16 protein-coding genes and 1 pseudogene are annotated in these 16,020 nt (G+C 64.4%); 7 read left to right on the top strand and 10 right to left on the bottom strand.

The features are described from left to right. Window positions 1–35: 35 nt before the first annotated feature. The 5 genes from XH92_RS06840 to XH92_RS06860 all read right to left on the bottom strand — a co-directional run bounded on the left by XH92_RS06840 (window position 36) and on the right by XH92_RS06860 (window position 5,678). Entirely contained in the window at window positions 36–1,538 is a 1,503-nt protein-coding gene (locus XH92_RS06840) for a hypothetical protein (RefSeq protein WP_246788295.1), read from the bottom strand. Between the two features lie 193 nt (window positions 1,539–1,731). After that, the gene (locus XH92_RS06845) at window positions 1,732–2,838 is read right to left on the bottom strand and encodes a glycoside hydrolase family 5 protein (protein ID WP_194458564.1); all 1,107 of its coding nucleotides are present in this window, start codon (window positions 2,836–2,838) and stop codon (window positions 1,732–1,734) included. Window positions 2,839–3,172: 334 nt separating this feature from the next. Continuing rightward, window positions 3,173–4,120, bottom strand: coding sequence for a DUF5996 family protein (locus XH92_RS06850; RefSeq protein WP_194458565.1), 948 nt, complete (start codon window positions 4,118–4,120; stop codon window positions 3,173–3,175). Window positions 4,121–4,291: 171 nt separating this feature from the next. Continuing rightward, window positions 4,292–4,891 carry an NAD(P)H:quinone oxidoreductase gene (gene wrbA / locus XH92_RS06855; protein ID WP_194458566.1) on the bottom strand — a complete coding sequence of 200 codons (600 nt, stop codon included), beginning with the start codon at window positions 4,889–4,891 and terminating at the stop codon, window positions 4,292–4,294. Window positions 4,892–4,979: 88 nt separating this feature from the next. Further along, window positions 4,980–5,678 (bottom strand): pirin family protein, encoded by a 699-nt coding sequence (locus tag XH92_RS06860; protein WP_194458567.1) that lies wholly within the window; start codon window positions 5,676–5,678, stop codon window positions 4,980–4,982. Window positions 5,679–5,805: 127 nt separating this feature from the next. On the opposite strand from XH92_RS06860, the gene XH92_RS06865 reads away from it, so the two are divergent. From XH92_RS06865 to XH92_RS06875, 4 genes and pseudogenes are all read left to right on the top strand, one after another. After that, window positions 5,806–6,720, top strand: coding sequence for a LysR family transcriptional regulator (locus XH92_RS06865; protein ID WP_194458568.1), 915 nt, complete (start codon window positions 5,806–5,808; stop codon window positions 6,718–6,720). Window positions 6,721–6,913: 193 nt separating this feature from the next. Beyond that, on the top strand, window positions 6,914–9,346 hold the full coding sequence (locus XH92_RS06870) for a hypothetical protein (RefSeq protein ID WP_194458569.1): 2,433 nt from the start codon (window positions 6,914–6,916) through the stop codon (window positions 9,344–9,346). 106 nt (window positions 9,347–9,452) lie between these two features. Further along, a pseudogene (locus XH92_RS42905) lies at window positions 9,453–9,554 on the top strand (tripartite tricarboxylate transporter substrate binding protein); the annotation flags it as partial. A gap of 129 nt (window positions 9,555–9,683) precedes the next feature. Continuing rightward, window positions 9,684–10,049, top strand: a complete 366-nt coding sequence (locus XH92_RS06875) for a hypothetical protein (protein ID WP_194458570.1) — start codon at window positions 9,684–9,686, stop codon at window positions 10,047–10,049. A 3-nt stretch (window positions 10,050–10,052) separates the two neighbouring features. On the opposite strand, the gene XH92_RS06880 is transcribed toward XH92_RS06875, so the two are convergent. The 4 genes from XH92_RS06880 to XH92_RS06895 are packed head-to-tail and all read right to left on the bottom strand — an operon-like array spanning window position 10,053 to window position 13,047. After that, window positions 10,053–10,538: a YbaK/EbsC family protein gene (locus XH92_RS06880; RefSeq protein WP_194458571.1), complete on the bottom strand. Its 486-nt coding sequence runs from the start codon at window positions 10,536–10,538 to the stop codon at window positions 10,053–10,055. Between the two features lie 5 nt (window positions 10,539–10,543). Next, on the bottom strand, window positions 10,544–11,287 hold the full coding sequence (locus XH92_RS06885; RefSeq protein WP_194458572.1) for a haloacid dehalogenase type II: 744 nt from the start codon (window positions 11,285–11,287) through the stop codon (window positions 10,544–10,546). Next, window positions 11,284–12,126 carry a dienelactone hydrolase family protein gene (locus XH92_RS06890; RefSeq protein WP_194458573.1) on the bottom strand — a complete coding sequence of 281 codons (843 nt, stop codon included), beginning with the start codon at window positions 12,124–12,126 and terminating at the stop codon, window positions 11,284–11,286. The genes XH92_RS06885 and XH92_RS06890 overlap by 4 nt, the downstream gene beginning before the upstream one ends. 36 nt (window positions 12,127–12,162) lie before the next feature. After that, on the bottom strand, window positions 12,163–13,047 hold the full coding sequence (locus XH92_RS06895; RefSeq protein ID WP_194458574.1) for an amidohydrolase family protein: 885 nt from the start codon (window positions 13,045–13,047) through the stop codon (window positions 12,163–12,165). Between the two features lie 453 nt (window positions 13,048–13,500). Here XH92_RS06895 and ykgO point away from each other — a divergent pair, with 453 nt between their 5' ends. Together ykgO and XH92_RS06905 are read left to right on the top strand one after the other, a co-directional pair. Next, window positions 13,501–13,626, top strand: a complete 126-nt coding sequence (ykgO, locus tag XH92_RS06900; RefSeq protein ID WP_002718645.1) for a type B 50S ribosomal protein L36 — start codon at window positions 13,501–13,503, stop codon at window positions 13,624–13,626. Window positions 13,627–13,788: 162 nt separating this feature from the next. Further along, window positions 13,789–14,379 (top strand): tetratricopeptide repeat protein, encoded by a 591-nt coding sequence (locus XH92_RS06905; RefSeq protein WP_371818065.1) that lies wholly within the window; start codon window positions 13,789–13,791, stop codon window positions 14,377–14,379. A 96-nt stretch (window positions 14,380–14,475) separates the two neighbouring features. Here XH92_RS06905 and XH92_RS06910 read toward each other — a convergent pair whose 3' ends face one another. After that, window positions 14,476–14,652, bottom strand: coding sequence for a hypothetical protein (locus XH92_RS06910; RefSeq protein WP_167351865.1), 177 nt, complete (start codon window positions 14,650–14,652; stop codon window positions 14,476–14,478). Window positions 14,653–15,023: 371 nt separating this feature from the next. On the opposite strand from XH92_RS06910, the gene XH92_RS06915 reads away from it, so the two are divergent. Further along, window positions 15,024–16,019, top strand: a complete 996-nt coding sequence (locus XH92_RS06915) for an alpha/beta fold hydrolase (protein ID WP_194458576.1) — start codon at window positions 15,024–15,026, stop codon at window positions 16,017–16,019. Window position 16,020 lies beyond the last annotated feature (1 nt).

A 16,020-nucleotide genomic window follows, 5' to 3' on the forward strand; every position in this document is an offset into this window, starting at 1 on the left:
GTCGCAGCGCGGCCGGGCTTTGTCGTGGCCGTGCGCTAACGGGCGGAGGCTGCCCGACCGTCGTCTTGCGTGCGCAAATGATGGCCGAGCACGAGCCCGGTCAGGCACAACAACAGCCCGAGCGCCGGCGGCGCGAAAAGCGCTTCCTCCTGGAAGATGCCGTTCACCAGCACGACCATCGTGCCGAACGCAGCGAGCCCCTGGATGAGAATTCCGGACGAGGCGTAGAGGCGCCAGGCCTTCAGCGCCATCGCAAAGAAGAAGCCGAGCGGCACCACCGCGCCGATCCCCATCTGATAGAGCAGGACGCCCACGGCGCTCTCCACCGCGCCGTCCATCGTGCCGGCCGCTTGCGCGGCGTTCCAGTCGATCGAGAAGTAGCCTTCGGAGAGATTGCCGCCGACGCCGAGGCCGCGGCCGATCGGGTTCTGCCGGAATCCGTCCCAACCGCCCATGAAGCCGATCACGTGAAAATCGCCGATCTGCAGTCCGATATGGATGGCCGCGATGGCGTATCCCACGAGCCCGACCAGCGCGACGGCAAGGGTGATGGTGGCGCCGAACAGCCAGGTTGCCGTCCAGGCCAGGGCTACGAAGATGACCAGGATGAGCGCGCCCTTCACGCTGCAGAAGATCAGCAGCGGGATCGCGGCCAGCGCCAGCCAGCGATATCCGACCGCGAACAGGAACAGGATGGAGAAGGCGATCCCGTAGCCGAAGCTGATCGGGCTCATATTCGGTCCGAAGATGCGCAGGATCGACGACAGTCCGAGATCCTCGAACAGCGGGCTGTTGAGGAAGCTGAAGCGGAAGCGGTCGATCAGATCGACCGGGACGTTGCCGGTCTGGCGCATCTCGGCTTCCCAGGAACCGGAGCGGGTCGCCTTCAGCTCGTCGAAGTGCCAGAACGTGTAGCCGTTGGTAATGGTAAGCCAGAAATCGCGAAACAGCAGTTCGACATAACCGCAGACGATCAAGAGCACGCCGACGGTCACCAGGAACGGCGTGATGCGAATCTCGAAGGTTGCGGCGGTCAGCAACGACAGCTGAAACAGGAACAGCGGAAACGCGATGTTGCGCAGATAGACGAGCGCCGCATGCGCGTCCTGCGTGGCGCCGAGCAGGAAATACACGCCGACCACCGCGAGGGTCATCAGCCCCCATGTCATGATACGGTCGATCTCGGGCGAATGCTTGCGCTCGCGCAGCATGTACAGCGCGAGCGTCACCAGCCACATCACCGCGCAGATCAGGAAATTGTAGCCCTTGACGAAATCCATCTCCTGCTCGGTCGTCATGTAGGACGACAGGATCGAGACGAACAGATTCTGGAAGAAGATGATGAAGACGGCGATCGACGGCGCGTAGGCCGGCGCCGCGAGCACGATGGCGCAGCCGATCAGGCTCTCGACGACGATCGCAAGCCCCGCGTTGGCCGCCTGCATGAGCGGCGCGAATGCGATCGAAGCGACGGCGATGCCGAGCGCGGGAACGAGGTCGCCGGCCAACAGCGGCCGCGGGGCTATGTCTGCTCGCACAGGCTCTGACCTAAATGACCGGATGGGTGGCGTGCCACACCCGCATCGTCGATCTAGCCGCGCATTGTGTAAGAACCGGTTAACCAGATCGGCTAAAGCGCGATGAGATTGGGTTGAAACGCCATCGCGCTTTAGCTTGTTGTTTGAGCATGATCTTTTCGGAAAACCGCTTCGCACTTTTCCGGATCATGCTCTAGCGCGTCCCGAGCAGCGCCTTCAGCACGTCGCGGTCGGCCTTGCCGGTGCCGGCGTCGGCCAGGCCAAAGCCCTGCGATAGTTCCCAATGGGTCCAGCCCCAGCACTGCTGCCGGGCATAGGCCGTGACGTCGGCCAGCCAGCGCAACCGGCTGTCGCGCGGCGCGCCGGCCTTGAGCACCCCGAACTCATTGATGATGATCGGACGTGAATACTGCCGCTGCCAGGCAACCGCCGGCTCGAGCCATTGGTCGATGCCGCGGCCCGGGATGGCGCGGTCGACCATCGCAAGTGCCCTGGGCTCGTTCAGCGCGGTCAGCTGTTCCCGTAGCTGTTGAACCCTGGGATCGTCCGCGCGGGCCGGATAGGGCAATCCGACGACGTCGTGCAGCGGCTCGTTCGGATCCCAATGGGCCTGATGGGTGAACACCATCGGATCGTAGAAGTGGATGGCATAGACGACGTTCGGGTCGTCGAGCGGCGTGAAGCCCGGCAGCGAGTCCGCCCGCTGCCAGTTGACCGGACCCGTGATCAGCGTGGTCTGCGGCAACAATTGGCGAATGAAGCCGGCCAGCTCCCGAACCTCGCCTTGCCATTGCGCGGCATCGACCTCGGGCTCGTTCAGCAGTTCCGCGAAGACCCGATCGGAGGGATAGCGCTGCATGACCCGCGCGAGCGCGGTCCAGGCGCTCTTCATTTCGGCCATTGCGCCCGGCGGATCGTCCTTGTGCAGCGCGTTGAAGTACCGCCCCGAATGCAGGTCAATCGACACCGAATAGCCAAGCCCGAGGAGGGTCTTCAGCGCGGCATCGACGGTTTGCAGGCGGCTGTCGATCTCCGCCTTGGTGGCAAAGCGCGGCATGACGAAGTCGGCTGGCACCGGCAGCCGGATGTGGGTCAGGCCGGCCTTGCGCAACTCGAGGAGCAGGCCGCGCGGCGGCGCCGCCCGCGGATCGGCGACCCAGCCGTCGGCATTGACGCCGCGTGATAAGGCCTCGATCCGGTCAGCCGGAACGCCTTCGATCAGCGTGGGGCAGGCCCGCGCGGCGGCGCAGAGCAGAATGGACGCGCCAACCGCGAGGGCAAGGATCGATCGCCGCGTCATGAACGATCAACGTGCGACGGTTGTCGCGGGAGCGTGACGGGTTGCGGGGCGCTCACGAATATACTGCCTGTTGTGTTCGGGCCGGCAGCGGTCGCCGGCCGTCGTCCGAAAGATAGCTCGGCCAAGCAACGATGCGGTAAAGACGTAACACGAAAATTTAACTTATGCGCCTTCGCCGACTGTCCACGAGAATTACAAACGAAGCGTTTGGTCGCGACCGCGCCGTGCTGGCGCTGCGTCACGATCCGACACTCTCCGCACGACTGAAGCAGGCGCTCGGCAAGGCGATGCCGTCGTGCGATCAGGATTGAGCCGCCGGTGCGGCGCGCCGGAGCTAGATCCCTCGGACCACGCCCGCCCGGCCCGGTGCGCATTCCAGCGCAGCGCGGTCCCAGTTCGCGTTGATGGCCGCGGCCTCATAGCTCGATTGCAGGAATTCGAGCAGCGCCTTGTCTGGATCTGCAGCCATCCGCACGGCATCGTAGGGCAGGATGAATTCGCCGAGGGCCTCGCTGAAGAACGCAGCATCGGGCCGCACCGGCGTGCTGCGATAGCCCGCGGGCTCCGGATAGGCGTAGGAATAGAATGCGGGATAGTCGATCGCGCCGCCGCCCGGCCAGAAGCCGGCGCTGCTGACCTCGTGCGAATAGGCTTCGTGCGCCACCTCGTCGGGCAAATGGGGCACGCCGCCAGGATGCCGCGGTGCCGTTCTGCCGGAAAACCGCGTCACCGCGAGATCGAAGCTGCCCCAGAAGAAATGCACCGGGCTCGCCTTGCCGAGGAATCCGGTCCGGAATTGCTTGAACACGCGGTCGCAGTTCACAAGGATCTGGTGAAACCGGCGCACGGCATCGGCGTCGTACGACGCGTGCTGCGTATCCTGCGAAAAGCGGATCGGGTCGGCGACCTCGTTCGGTATCTCGTCAATGGCGACGTCGATGCCGAGGTCCTTCAGATTGGTCATAACCGCCGCATAGAAGCTCGCGACCGATTGACCGGCAAGGGCGAACTGCCGTTCGGTGCCGTCGCTGGTCGAGATGCGTAGCACGTGATCGATCAAATCGAAGTCGATCTGGAACGTGCGGTCGCCGTCGGGAATCGGTGAGGTCGTCAGCCCGCGCGCCGTGACATAGAGCGTGACGTGCCAAGAGTGATTGAGCCAAGGCGATTTCGTAAGCCGGATCTTGCCCGCGATCTGGGTGAAGAGCTGGAGCGTGGCACAGCTGTCGCGCCACGCCGCGGTCGGCAGTTCCGGCCAGCGGGTCTTCTGTGTGATGGTCATGACAAATCTCCGGGCTGCGCTGACAAGGTGCCTTGCGGCATACCACGTAAGTGGTCCCGATGATGTCGGGAACTGGCGCTGCCAAAACAGCGGATAGGGCGGCAATCGTCAGGGAATGCCGCCCTGTTGCGCAACAATCGGCCGGAAACCCAGCCGGCTTCACCGTGAAGCTCAGCCGTGCAATTTCTTGGCGGTCTCCGCGATCGCGCGGCCCTGGTAGCGCGCGCCGGCGAGTTCGTTCTCGCTCGGCTGACGGCTGCCGTCGCCGCCGGTGATCGTGGTGGCGCCGTAGGGCGCACCGCCGGTGACCTCGTCGAGTTTCATCTGTCCGGCAAAACCGTAGTTCAGGCCGACCACCGTCAGGCCGAAGTGCAAGAGGTTGGTGATGATCGAGAACAGCGTGGTCTCCTGGCCGCCATGCTGGGTCGCGCTGGAGGTGAAGGCGCCGCCGACCTTGCCGTTCAGCGCGCCCCTGGCCCAGAGGCCGCCGGCCTGGTCGAGGAAGTTGGCCATCTGCGAGGACATGCGGCCGAAACGGGTGCCGGTGCCGACGATGATCGCATCATAATTGGCGAGATCGTCGATCTTGGCGATCGGCGCCGCCTGGTCGAGCTTGTAGTATGAGGCCTTGGCGACTTCGGCCGGCACCAGCTCGGGCACGCGCTTGATATCGACGGTGGCGCCGGTTTCGCGCGCGCCTTCCGCGACGGCATTCGCCATCGCCTCGATGTGACCGTAAGCGGAGTAATAGAGAACGAGAACCTTGGCCATGATGGCCTCCTTTAGGGTTGAGGTAGGGGGAGATGATCTGGGAGGAGCATGCGCGAACGACTGTCCGCGCATGCAGGGTGTGTGGTGATCAGGCCGCGTCGACCAGCACGAGCTCGGCATCCTCGAGCGCGGTGATCTTCAGCTTGGCTTCATCGCGGATCGCGGCGCCATCGCGTGCATTGACGCGCACGCCGTTGACCTCGATGCTGCCGGCCGCCGGCACCAGATAGAGGTGTCGGGCCTTGTCGGGAGCATATTCCGCGCTCTCGCCGGCCTTCAGCGTGGTGGCGAGCACCCGCGCATTGGCGCGGATCGGCAGCGCGTCGTTGTCGCCGTCGATGCCGGAGGCGATGGTGACGAGCTTGCCCGAGCGGTCCGCCTTCGGGAACGGCTTCGAGCCCCAGGTCGGCTGGCCGCCCTTGGTGGTCGGCTCGATCCAGATCTGGAAAATCTTGGTCTTGGCCGGTTCCAGATTGTACTCGGAGTGACGGATGCCGCTGCCGGCACTCATCACCTGCACGTCGCCGGCCTCGGTGCGTCCCTTGTTGCCGAGCGAGTCCTGGTGCGTGATCGCGCCTTCGCGCACATAGGTGATGATCTCCATGTTGGCATGCGGATGCGCCGGGAAGCCGGAGTTGGGCGCGATCTCGTCGTCGTTCCACACCCGCAGCGCGCCGTGGCTGACATTGGCGGGATCGTAGTAGCTCGCGAACGAGAAGTGGTGCTTGGCCTTCAGCCAGCCGTGGTCGGCGCCGCCGAGCGTTGCGAATGGTTTCAGTTCGATCATGGGTTACTCCGTTCGATGCGTTGGTTTTCGATCTCGTTGACCCCTTGGATATGCCGCCGGCCGTGGTATAGAAATAGAAACTATTGAAACTCATTGTTTCCAAACTGAGCAATCAGGATAGCTGCCCATGTCGAAACTGCCGGACTTCGAGGCGCTCGCGATCTTCGCAAAAGTCGTGGAATTGCGGTCGTTTGCGGCGGCCGCGACCGAGCTCTCGCTGTCCAAGGCGACGGTCTCGAAGGCGGTCAGCCGGCTGGAGGAGCGGCTCGGCGCGCGGCTGTTCAACCGCACCTCGCGGCGGCTGGCGATGACCGATGCCGGTCAGAAATTGTCGGAGCGCGCCGCGCGGCTGTTGGCCGATGGCGAGGCCGCCGAGAACGAGGCGCTGGCGCAATCGACCACGCCACGCGGCCTGGTGCGGTTCGCCGTGCCGATGAGCTTCGGCATCAAGACCGTGGCGCCGCTGCTGCCGGAATTCATGGAGGCCTATCCGGAGGTCGCGATCGATCTGCATTTGAGCGACGCGACTGTCGATCTGATCGGCGAAGGTTTTGATGCCGGCCTGCGCATCGCGCGGCTGCCGGATTCCTCGCTGATCGCGCGGCGGCTGTGCGGCATGCCGCGCTACACGGTGGCGGCGCCGTCCTATCTGAAGCGCTACGGCCGGCCGACCCATCCGATGCATCTCGCCGAGCACAAATGCTTCGGCTACGCCTATCTCTCGACCCAGGGCGTCTGGCACTACACCAACGCGTCAGGCGAGCAGGCGAGCGTGCGTCCCGCCGGCCAGTTGCGCGTCAACAATGGCGAGGCCGTGATGCCCGCGCTGCTCGCCGGCCTCGGCATCGCCGATCTGCCCGACTTCATCGTCGGCGATGCGATCGCACGCGGCGAGGTCGAGGTGATCCTGAAGGGCTGGAAGCAGCCCGAGGGCGCCGTGCATCTCGTCACGCCGCCCGGCGGCCCGCGTCCCGCGCGCGTCGAGGTGCTGGCGGATTTCCTCGCCAGCCATTTCGCCAAAGGCCGCGGCCAGCGGAAATAGCGGGCCGCGCTCACCGGAAATAGTGGTGGGCGGCTCACACGCAGACACCGCAGGCTGCGTGACCCGTCACATTCATGTCATCCCTTTTAAATTGTATAAGTTGTGTGAACTAACCCACGATCGTGGGCTGCAGCGATCGTCTATTTCTGCGTCCTGAACCTGTTGCCGCCAAGCGCATTTTCGGAGGAACCAGATGATTGACCTGACCAAGCACGATTTCACGTCATTGTCGGTGAAGGACCTGCTCGATGCCCGCGAGGCCTATCACGTGCATCTGGCCCATCTGCAATCGGTCTATGCCACGGCGATCGGCCGCTATCTGATCCGGGACAGCGACCGCAACGCGACCGAACGGCGGCACCATTCCAAGCCGCAGGCGCTCGGACCGCGCACGCTGTTCAATTCGTCGGTCAAGGACTGGTCGTGGCCCTGCATCCTCGTCTTTGTCCGGGACTGGATGAAACGCTCCGAGCTGAAGAACCATCCGGAGAAGCAGGACCAGCTGGTGCCGCCGTTCCTGTATCTGCCGGACGGGCGCGTCGTGCCGACCTGCGTCGTCAAGGTCGACCCGAACGAAAACAGCCCCGGCGTCGTCGATCCGCCGGTGTTCAAGAGCGATCTGGTCGGCGGCGGCTTTCCGGTCCAGACCATGATCCAGGGCAAGATCCATCGCGGCTCGATCGGCTGTCTCGTCACCAATGGCGAGACCGTGTTTGCACTCTCGAATCGCCACGTGGTCGGCGCGGCCGGGCGCGAGATCTACGCCGGCTTCAAGAACACCGATCGCCGTCTCGGCGTCAGCGATGCACTGCAACTCGGCAAGCGCGCCTTCAGTGACGTTTATCCCGGCTGGCCCGGCGCGCGCGTGGTGGCCAATCTCGATGCCGGATTGATCCGCGTCGACGACGTCAAGGGCTGGACCGCACAGGTCTACGGCGTCGGCCAGGTCGGCGACGTCGTCGATCTCAATGTCGGCACCTTCCGCCTCGAGGTCATCAACCAGCCGCTGATCGCCTTCGGCGCCACCAGCGGATTGATGAAGGGCAAGATCATCGGGCTGTTCTATCGCTACAAGACCGTCGGCGGCATGGAATATGTCAGCGATTTCGTGATCGGTCCGCGCGACGGCGACACGCCGCTCAACAACTATCCCGGCGATTCCGGCACGGTCTGGTTTCTCGACGATCCCGATGCGAAGAGGAACGCCGGCGGCGCGCGCATCCTCAGCCCCGTGGCGCTGGAATGGGGCGGCCAGGAATTGTTCGGATCGGGCGGTAAGGTTCCGATGCAGGTCGCGCTCGGCATCTGCATGGCGACGCTGTGCCGCGAGCTCGATGTCGAATTGATCGGCGACTGGAATGCCGGCCACACCGAGTATTGGGGCGAATGGGGACACGTCAAGATCGGCGCCTACGCGACCGGCCTGATCGATGCGAAGCTGCCCAAGCTCTCGGCCATGATGGACGCCAATTCCGACAATATCGGCCTCGACGACAAGCTGCTCCAAGATCTCAAGCCATACCAGCGCGGCGCATTCGCGCCGCTGGCCGACGTCGCCGACCTGGTCTGGCGCTTCACCCGCCACACCGACGAGAGCAACCATTTCGCCGACATGGACAAGCCGGGCAAGGACGGCAAGACGCTGCTGGATCTTTGTGCCGAGTCGACGCGTAACGTCGATCCGAAAGTCTGGAACGACTATTACGAAGGGATCGGCGAGGACCGGCGCGGCGCGTTGCCGTTCCGGGTCTGGCAGATATTCGACGAGATGGTCGAGTACGCCGCCGCCAACAAGAAGCTCGAATTCGTCTGCGCCGCGGGAATCGTCGCGCATTACATCGGCGATGCCTGCCAGCCGCTGCACATCTCGCAATTCCACCATGGCCTCGATCCGAACGACAAGGCGCACGCCAAGGTGCACAGCGTGTACGAGACCACGATGATCGGCCGCCACGGCAAGGATCTCATCAAGATGATCCCGGATGCGCGGACCAGCGACGTCGCGGAGATCGCTGCGGGCGGCACGCCGACCGGCCGTGACGCTGCCGTTGCCGTGGTGGCGCTGATGCAGCGCACCGTGAAGCGGCTGCCGCCGATGACGATCGTCAACCTGTTCAACTCGCATATGGGGAGCGGCCAGGTCGACGTGATGTGGTCGAAGCTGAAGGATGCCACAGCGGCCTGCATGCAGGACGGCGCCAAGACGCTGGCGCGAGTCTGGGAAGCCGCCTGGCGTGCAGGTGCCGGTGAGGATCGCGGGCAGGGCGGCAAGTTCGATCAGGACAGTTTGAGCAAGCTCTATAACGACCCGAGCTTCCTTCCGGCATATCAGCTCCAGCAGCTCACGCTCGACGCCGATGACCACATCGTTCCGGTCGGCGGAGGCGCACGTCGCCGCAGTGCGTCGACGGCGCGGCGCGCGAGCCCGCCAGCAGCCAAGAAGGCGGCGAAGAAGCCAGCCAGGAATACGGCCAGGAGAGCGGTCAAGGAGGCCGGGGCCCGCAAGCGTCCGGCCGCGGCCGCTCCGGTCCGACGCGCAGCCGCCAGCAAGAAGACCGCGACCAAGCGCGGCGCGGCCAGGAAGCGGCCAGCCGGAAAGGCGCGCAAGGCGGGGCGCAAGCGCTAGATGAGTTTACGTCGAAACGGGTAACTGACTCCGTTTCACCTCTCCCCGCACGCGGGGAGAGGTCGGAACGCGTCGTAAGATGCGTTCCGGATGAGGGGGAGTCTCCAGCCCGGTCGCCTATCTGGACGCGCCGGAGTTTTCAAAATTTGTTGCAGACGACAGCAGGCGCTTGATCGCGGTGGTGAAGAAGATCGGCAAGGTCGAGTAGGGAACCTGGGTTCACATTTAGTTGTCCGCGCGAACGATCCTTGGCCGCATTCATTTGCCAGCATCGAGAAAATTGCCACGCGGAACCAGCGCGTGTGCGGATCACTCACCTTGAACAAGGGCACTGGGCATGCAGACGCAGCGGATTGTCCTGAGCTTAGCGATCGCGATCGGCGGCGTTGCCGCGGCAACGTCCGCGTCGGCGCAGGAATATCGCGGAACATGGGAACAGCAGATGGCGTGTACGCCCGACGTGATGCGCCTGTGCAGCGATCAGATTCCCGACACCAACCGGATCGTCGCCTGTCTGCGGCAGAACACGGCGCTGCTCGGCAGTTCCTGCCGCGCGGTGTTCGAGTCGAATGCGCAACAACAGGCGCAAACGCAGGGACGCGGGCCGCAGCCGCAGACGATGCAGCGGCCGCGCGCGCCGCAGCAGATGCGTCCGGCCCCGGTTGCGCCGCCGCGGCCGGCGCCTGACGACGACGAAGACTAATCTCTAGGAACCGACTTCTGCCTGAGACCTGACCTCGCAGACATCGACCCATTCGGCGGCGGTCAATTCCGCCATCCGGTCGGGCGTGATGCGCACCGCGCTGTGGGTCGAGCCCGCGGCCGGCACCACGATGTCGAATGCCTTCAGCGACACATCGCAATAGACCGGCAGCGGCGTCTTCAGCCCGAACGGGCAGACGCCGCCGACCTCGTGGCCGGTGATGTCGGCGACCTCGTCGAGGCCGAGCATCTTCGGCTTGCCGCCGAACGCCGCCTTCACCTTCTTGTTGTCCATCCGCGACGTCCCGGCGGCGACGATCAGCACCACGCGATCGCCGACCCGCAGGCTCAGCGTCTTGGCGATCCGCGCCGGCTCGACGCCATAGGCCTCCGCGGCCAGCGCGACGGTCGCAGAACTCACAGCGGATTCGATCACGGAGATTTCGGGCGCCTTCTCGGCGAAGAAGGCGCGGACGGACTCGAGGCTCATACTGTTCAGGACCTTGCAGACACCAAAGCGGGAAGCTCGGAGAGGCCGCGGATCCGGTGATCGGGCACGACGCCGAGTTCGTCCATCTGGGTACGCAATGCCCAAAACATCGTCAATGGGGCGACCGTCTCGCTCTCGACGCAGGCCAGCGCCATCGCTTCCGGTGTCACCCGTTCGATCCAGGCGACATTGAGGCCAAACGCCTTGGCGCCGCAGGCGTCCCACGGATTGGAGGAGATGAACAGCACCTGCGCGGGCGGCACTTTCAGCACCTCCTCGATCAGCGTGTAGGCCTCGGGCGCCGGCTTGAACACCTTGTGCGCATCGACGCTGATGGTCGCATCGAGCAGGCGATCGAGTCCCGAATTGCGCACCAGCGCATTCAGCATGTCGGGGCTGCCGTTGGAGAGGATCGCGAGCTTCTTGTCCTTCATCGCCTCGAGCGCCGCGACGGCGTCCGGATACAGCGCAAGATGCTGATACTTGTCGATGATGCGCGTAAAGGTCGCTTCGTCATATTGCAGGCCGAGGCTGCGCAGCGTGTAGGCGAGGGAGTCGCGGGTCGCGGTGGCGAAATCCTGGTAGCGCCGCATCAGCGTGCGCAGCCAGGAATATTCGAGCTGCTTGATGCGCCAGATCTGGGTGATGATGTCGCCATAGCCGGGGAATGCATCCTCGGTGATTTCGGCCACCGACTGCACGTCATAGAGCGTGCCATAGGCGTCGAAGACGATTGCTTTGATGGTCATTGGGTTTTCTCTTGTCCGCCAATGGTCGCATACAGGAATTTCCTGAGGTCGTCGACGGATTGGTCCCGGGCCGCCGCGTTGAATTCTAGGTGATGACCGAGCAACTGCGCCGGCGTGCGATATTGCGGCACGTCAAAATCGTGATGGGCGCCGGGGTAGACGATCAACTCGATCGGATAGCCAAGGCCGTGCTGCCGCGAGATGCCGTCATCGTCACGGCCTTCCGCCAGGTTCCGGCACTCCCGCGCCGGCGTCCAGTCGTCGAGTTCGCCGACCATGATCAGGGTCGGCACGGTCATGTCGCCCTTGATGCCGAGGCAGCGCGGATAGAAGGCGACGGCGGCGCGGAATTTTTCCGCCGCGTTGACCTCGATCGCGCCGCGCTCGACCGAGAGCAGCGCAAGCCATCCGCCTTGCGAAAAGCCGATCACGGCAATGCGTGTCGGATCGACCAGGGATTGCCGGGTCAGGAAGCTCAGCGCGCGATAGGCGTCGTGAACCGTTGCGGCCGGGACACCGCCGGTGCAGGTGTCGCTGATGCCGCGCGGGCCGAACCGGTCCACGGTGAGCGTGACATAGCCCCAGGCCGCGAGCCGTTTGCCCCAGCGCTCATCGAGTTCTCGCCATTGCCCGCTGCAGCCGTGCAGCAACACCACGGCGGGCAGGAGACCCGGTCGCTCCGGCCGCCGCAACAGGCCCTGCAGTGGCTGCGCGTTGCTGAGCGGGCTTTCGAACTCGACCAGCGCGGAAGGCGCTTCGGCGGCCGTCGCAGGCTTGCCGCCCGCGCTCCCGACCAGGAGCACGGCGAGGAGGATGGCAAGTCCGGCCCGGTTCGTCATCGGCCGCCCCGCAAGCGTGCGGCCGATGATACTCCCTTAAATGCCCAAAATCTTCCGCGCGTTGGCCTTCAGGACCTTGGGGCGTATCTCCTCGCGGATGTCGAGTTTTGCAAAGTCGGCGAGCCAGCGGTCCGGCGTGATGACCGGCCAGTCCGAGCCGAACAGCATCTTGTCCTGCAGGATCGAGTTGATGTAGCGCACCAGGATCGGCGGGAAATATTTCGGCGACCAGCCGGACAGGTCGATATAGACGTTCGGCTTGTGGGTCGCGACCGACAGCGCCTCTTCCTGCCAGGGGAAGGAGGGATGCGCGAGGATGATCTTGAGGTCGGGAAAATCGGCCGCGACGTCATCCATGTACATCGGGTTGGAATATTTCAGCCGCATCCCCATGCCGCCCGGCATGCCGGAGCCGACGCCGGTCTGGCCGGTGTGGAACAGCGCGATCGCGCCGCCGTCATTGATCGCCTCATAGAGCGGATAGGCCATGCGGTCGTTGGCGTAGAAGCCCTGCATGGTCGGATGGAATTTGAAGCCGCGCACGCCGTAGTCCTCGATCAGCCTGCGCGCCTCGCGGACGCCGAGCTTGCCCTTGTGCGGGTCGATCGAGACGAACGGGATCAAGACGTCGAGATGATCGGAGGCGATCTCCAGCATCTCCTCATTCTTGTAACGGCGGAAGCCGGTCTCGCGTTCGGCGTCGACCGGGAAGATCACCGCGGCGATGTTCTTGGCGCGGTAGTAGGCCGCGGTCTCCGGCACGGTCGGCGGATGCTTGTGCGGTGACTTGAAGTAGTCGGCCATCTGCGCCTGGAAATCGTCATAGCCGTCGTCGCCATGCATGCCGCACGGCTCCTCGGCATGGGTGTGGATGTCGATCGCTGCGACCTTTTCGATGTCAGGCAGTTTGAGCTTGGGCATTCGGCTTCCCCGGCGGCGTGTATGTTGGTGATGGAAAATAATTATATGATATAACGATTTTCGCAAGCGGTCTGAATTGCTGGGAGACGGCGGGCCGCCCGGGCTCGGTCCGTCCGCGACGTCGGTTGAGCACGATTCGCCGGCACTGAAGCCATCGTCAGGGGGCGATGGCGGGACGGAGCCTCATTGCGGATATCGTGCCGGTGGGCGTTTCCGAAGTGATCTCAATGGCGTGGCGGGGCGACCGAACCAGGTTCCAGGCCCCGATACGGCCGAAAATCGGCCCGTCTCGGTTGACATTTAACGGTCCGATGGCTTAGAACCCGGCCGTCCCGCGCGGCTGGCCGCTTGTCGGGATAATCCCATTTCGCCAACGATTGGCTTTTTGCCGAATATTGGCATTGATCAGGTACGGCCTCCAACACGGGCCTTTCGAAGTAACAGGATTGTCCCATGAAGGTCCGTAACTCGCTCAAGTCGCTGCGCGGCCGCCATCGCAACAACCGTCTGGTCCGTCGCAAGGGCCGCGTCTACGTGATCAACAAGGTCCAGCGCCGCTTCAAGGCGCGCCAGGGTTGATCCGGCGCGGATCGGCGGTCCGATCCGATCCATCCTTCACAGGTCTTTGACGCCGTGCTGCTTTGCAGCGCGGCGTTGTGCGTCTAGACTTCGACCATGGGATTCAACTTCCTTGGACCTGGCAACCGCGGGCCGGCGATCCTGATCGCAGCTCTTCTGGCCATGCCTGTCGCGGCCGCCGCGCAGGACGATCCGCGGGTGGTGCCGCCGCCGAAGGCGCAGAAGAAACTGCCGGAAGCCCCCACCAAGCTGCCGAAGGTTCCGGCCGATCGCACCCGCGGGCTGGATTTCCTGTTCGGCGCGCTGAAGGCTGCGCCCGATGAGGACAGCGCCCGCCATGTCGAGGCGCGGATTTGGGCGCTGTGGCTGCAAACCCCGAGTGATACAGCGGCGCTGTTGATGGTGCGCGCCAAGGCTGCGCTCGACGCCCAGAATATCGAGGTGGCGCTGAAACTGCTGGACGCGGTGATCAAGCTCCGGCCCGACTACGTCGAGGCCTGGAATCGGCGCGCGACGATCTACTATCTCAAGAACGATTACGTCCGTTCGCTGGGAGATCTGCAGCAGGTGTTGACCCGTGAGCCCCGCCATTTCGGCGCGCTGGCGGGTGTCGGCATGATCATGCAGGACATGGGCGACGACAAGCGCGCGCTCGACGCCTTCCGCAAGGCGCTGGCTGTCGATCCCTACCTCGAGAAGGTGCCGCAGATCGTCAAGCAGCTGACCGAGAAGGTCGAAGGCCGCGACATCTGATTGCGTGCGATTGACGCGATCGCGATCCGATGGACGCGAGGGGGCACGTGGCTCGCGAGCTTGGTGCTTGCTCGCGATACGGTCCGGCGCAGGAGACTAGTGCAGGAACTTGCCGCGGGACGCGCTGTCCTGGGCGACGGCAGCGTAGAATTGCTGAAGCTCCGCCTCAAGGTGCTCATTCACGAGCAACAGTGCCTTCAAGGCGCCGCGCAGGTCGCCATTGCAACTCGCCACGATCTGGTCGATGGCCGCATCGCTAGGGTCGGAAATCATGGTACTCCTCCGATTACTTCCCGTTGAACTCGTCGTGCGGACGCGGGTTCCTGTGGATACAGTGTACAAGTCAAAAGGCATCCCGGGCACGTCCCGGTTTGGATGAAGCCTCGCGTCTGATGGCGAAATTGCCACCGGCAATCTATGGAATTACTAATGACGGTGGGATGAACCCGCTATCCACAGGCTGGGCGTGCTGTGGACAACTCCGCGCCCCTGCGCGAGCCGGGAAATCGACAATTGGCTTTCCGAACAAGAGCATGCCCAAGCAGGGGCCAAATCCGGTGCCGGGCGAAACCTGATTTCGGCGACCTCGTAGTTTTCGGGTGGCCAAGATCCTTCAGCTACCCAAGCTCCTTCGGACCTCCTCCATGTTGACCGCGATCATCGTGTTGGCGGCCGCCGGGCTGGCGCTGGCCTTGGTGTCGGCTTTGGCGACGCAGATCGGCGCGGTGCTGATCCAGCGTGCCTTTCCGCCTCGGGGCCGCATGATCGATGTGGCCGGTGCGCGGCTGCATGTGGTCGAGCTCGGCCCGCGCGATGCCGCAGGGCCGCCGGTCGTGATGCTGCATGGCGCAAGCTCCAACCTGTGCGCGATGCAGCCGCTCGGCGATCGCATTGCCAAAACGCGTCGGGTGATCCTGATCGACCGGCCGGGCCATGGCTGGAGCACGCGCGAGCGCGCTGAGGATTCGACGCCCGCGATCCAGGGCCGCATGATCGTGGAGGCGCTGGGCAAGATCGGCGTCAGCAGGGCGATCGTGGTTGCGCATTCCTGGGCCGGCGCGCTCGGCCTGCGTATCGCGCTCGATTTTCCCGATCGCGTCGCTGGCCTCGTGCTGCTGGCCCCTGTCGCCTATCCGTGGAAGGGCGGCGCCGGCCGCTATAACGACGTGATCTCGACGCCGCTGATCGGCCCGTTGCTTGCGCACACCATCACGCTGCCGCTCGGTTACCTCGTCGCCAATTCGGGCGCGCGCGGCGTGTTCGCGCCGCAGCCGATGCCGGACGATTTTATCAGCGACAGCGCGACATCGCTCCTGTTGCGCCCGCGTGAGTTCATCGCCAATGCGCACGACCTCGTCACGCTGAAGGCCGCCGTGGTCGAGCAGGCGCCGCGCTATGCCGAGATCAGGGCGCCGGTCATCGTCATCTCGGGCGACGTCGACAAGACGGTCACGACCGGCATCCATTCGCGGCCGCTTGCCGCCACGGCGCCGAACGCGAAGCTCATCCTGCTGCCCGGCGTCGGCCACATGGTGCAATACGCCGCGCCCGATCTTGTGGCGTCCGAGATCGAGGCGATGGCCGGCAAGCTGGTTCAACCGGCAGCAACAGCGGACAAGACCGTCCCCGCGAATCTGTGAT

Source organism: Bradyrhizobium sp. CCBAU 53421, from assembly GCF_015291625.1.
In the GTDB taxonomy this organism is placed as follows: domain Bacteria; phylum Pseudomonadota; class Alphaproteobacteria; order Rhizobiales; family Xanthobacteraceae; genus Bradyrhizobium.

Bases quoted from the DNA above. Each gene is read 5' to 3' on its own strand.
- XH92_RS06845 (WP_194458564.1), bottom strand. From the start codon at position 2,838: ATGACGCGGCGATCGATCCTTGCCCTCGCGGTTGGCGCGTCCATTCTG.
- XH92_RS06850 (WP_194458565.1), bottom strand. From the start codon at position 4,120: ATGACCATCACACAGAAGACCCGCTGGCCGGAACTGCCGACCGCGGCG.
- wrbA (WP_194458566.1), bottom strand. From the start codon at position 4,891: ATGGCCAAGGTTCTCGTTCTCTATTACTCCGCTTACGGTCACATCGAG.
- XH92_RS06860 (WP_194458567.1), bottom strand. From the start codon at position 5,678: ATGATCGAACTGAAACCATTCGCAACGCTCGGCGGCGCCGACCACGGC.
- XH92_RS06865 (WP_194458568.1), top strand. From the start codon at position 5,806: ATGTCGAAACTGCCGGACTTCGAGGCGCTCGCGATCTTCGCAAAAGTC.
- XH92_RS06870 (WP_194458569.1), top strand. From the start codon at position 6,914: ATGATTGACCTGACCAAGCACGATTTCACGTCATTGTCGGTGAAGGAC.
- XH92_RS06875 (WP_194458570.1), top strand. From the start codon at position 9,684: ATGCAGACGCAGCGGATTGTCCTGAGCTTAGCGATCGCGATCGGCGGC.
- XH92_RS06880 (WP_194458571.1), bottom strand. From the start codon at position 10,538: ATGAGCCTCGAGTCCGTCCGCGCCTTCTTCGCCGAGAAGGCGCCCGAA.
- XH92_RS06885 (WP_194458572.1), bottom strand. From the start codon at position 11,287: ATGACCATCAAAGCAATCGTCTTCGACGCCTATGGCACGCTCTATGAC.
- XH92_RS06890 (WP_194458573.1), bottom strand. From the start codon at position 12,126: ATGACGAACCGGGCCGGACTTGCCATCCTCCTCGCCGTGCTCCTGGTC.
- XH92_RS06895 (WP_194458574.1), bottom strand. From the start codon at position 13,047: ATGCCCAAGCTCAAACTGCCTGACATCGAAAAGGTCGCAGCGATCGAC.
- ykgO (WP_002718645.1), top strand. From the start codon at position 13,501: ATGAAGGTCCGTAACTCGCTCAAGTCGCTGCGCGGCCGCCATCGCAAC.
- XH92_RS06905 (WP_371818065.1), top strand. From the start codon at position 13,789: ATGCCTGTCGCGGCCGCCGCGCAGGACGATCCGCGGGTGGTGCCGCCG.
- XH92_RS06910 (WP_167351865.1), bottom strand. From the start codon at position 14,652: ATGATTTCCGACCCTAGCGATGCGGCCATCGACCAGATCGTGGCGAGT.
- XH92_RS06915 (WP_194458576.1), top strand. From the start codon at position 15,024: ATGTTGACCGCGATCATCGTGTTGGCGGCCGCCGGGCTGGCGCTGGCC.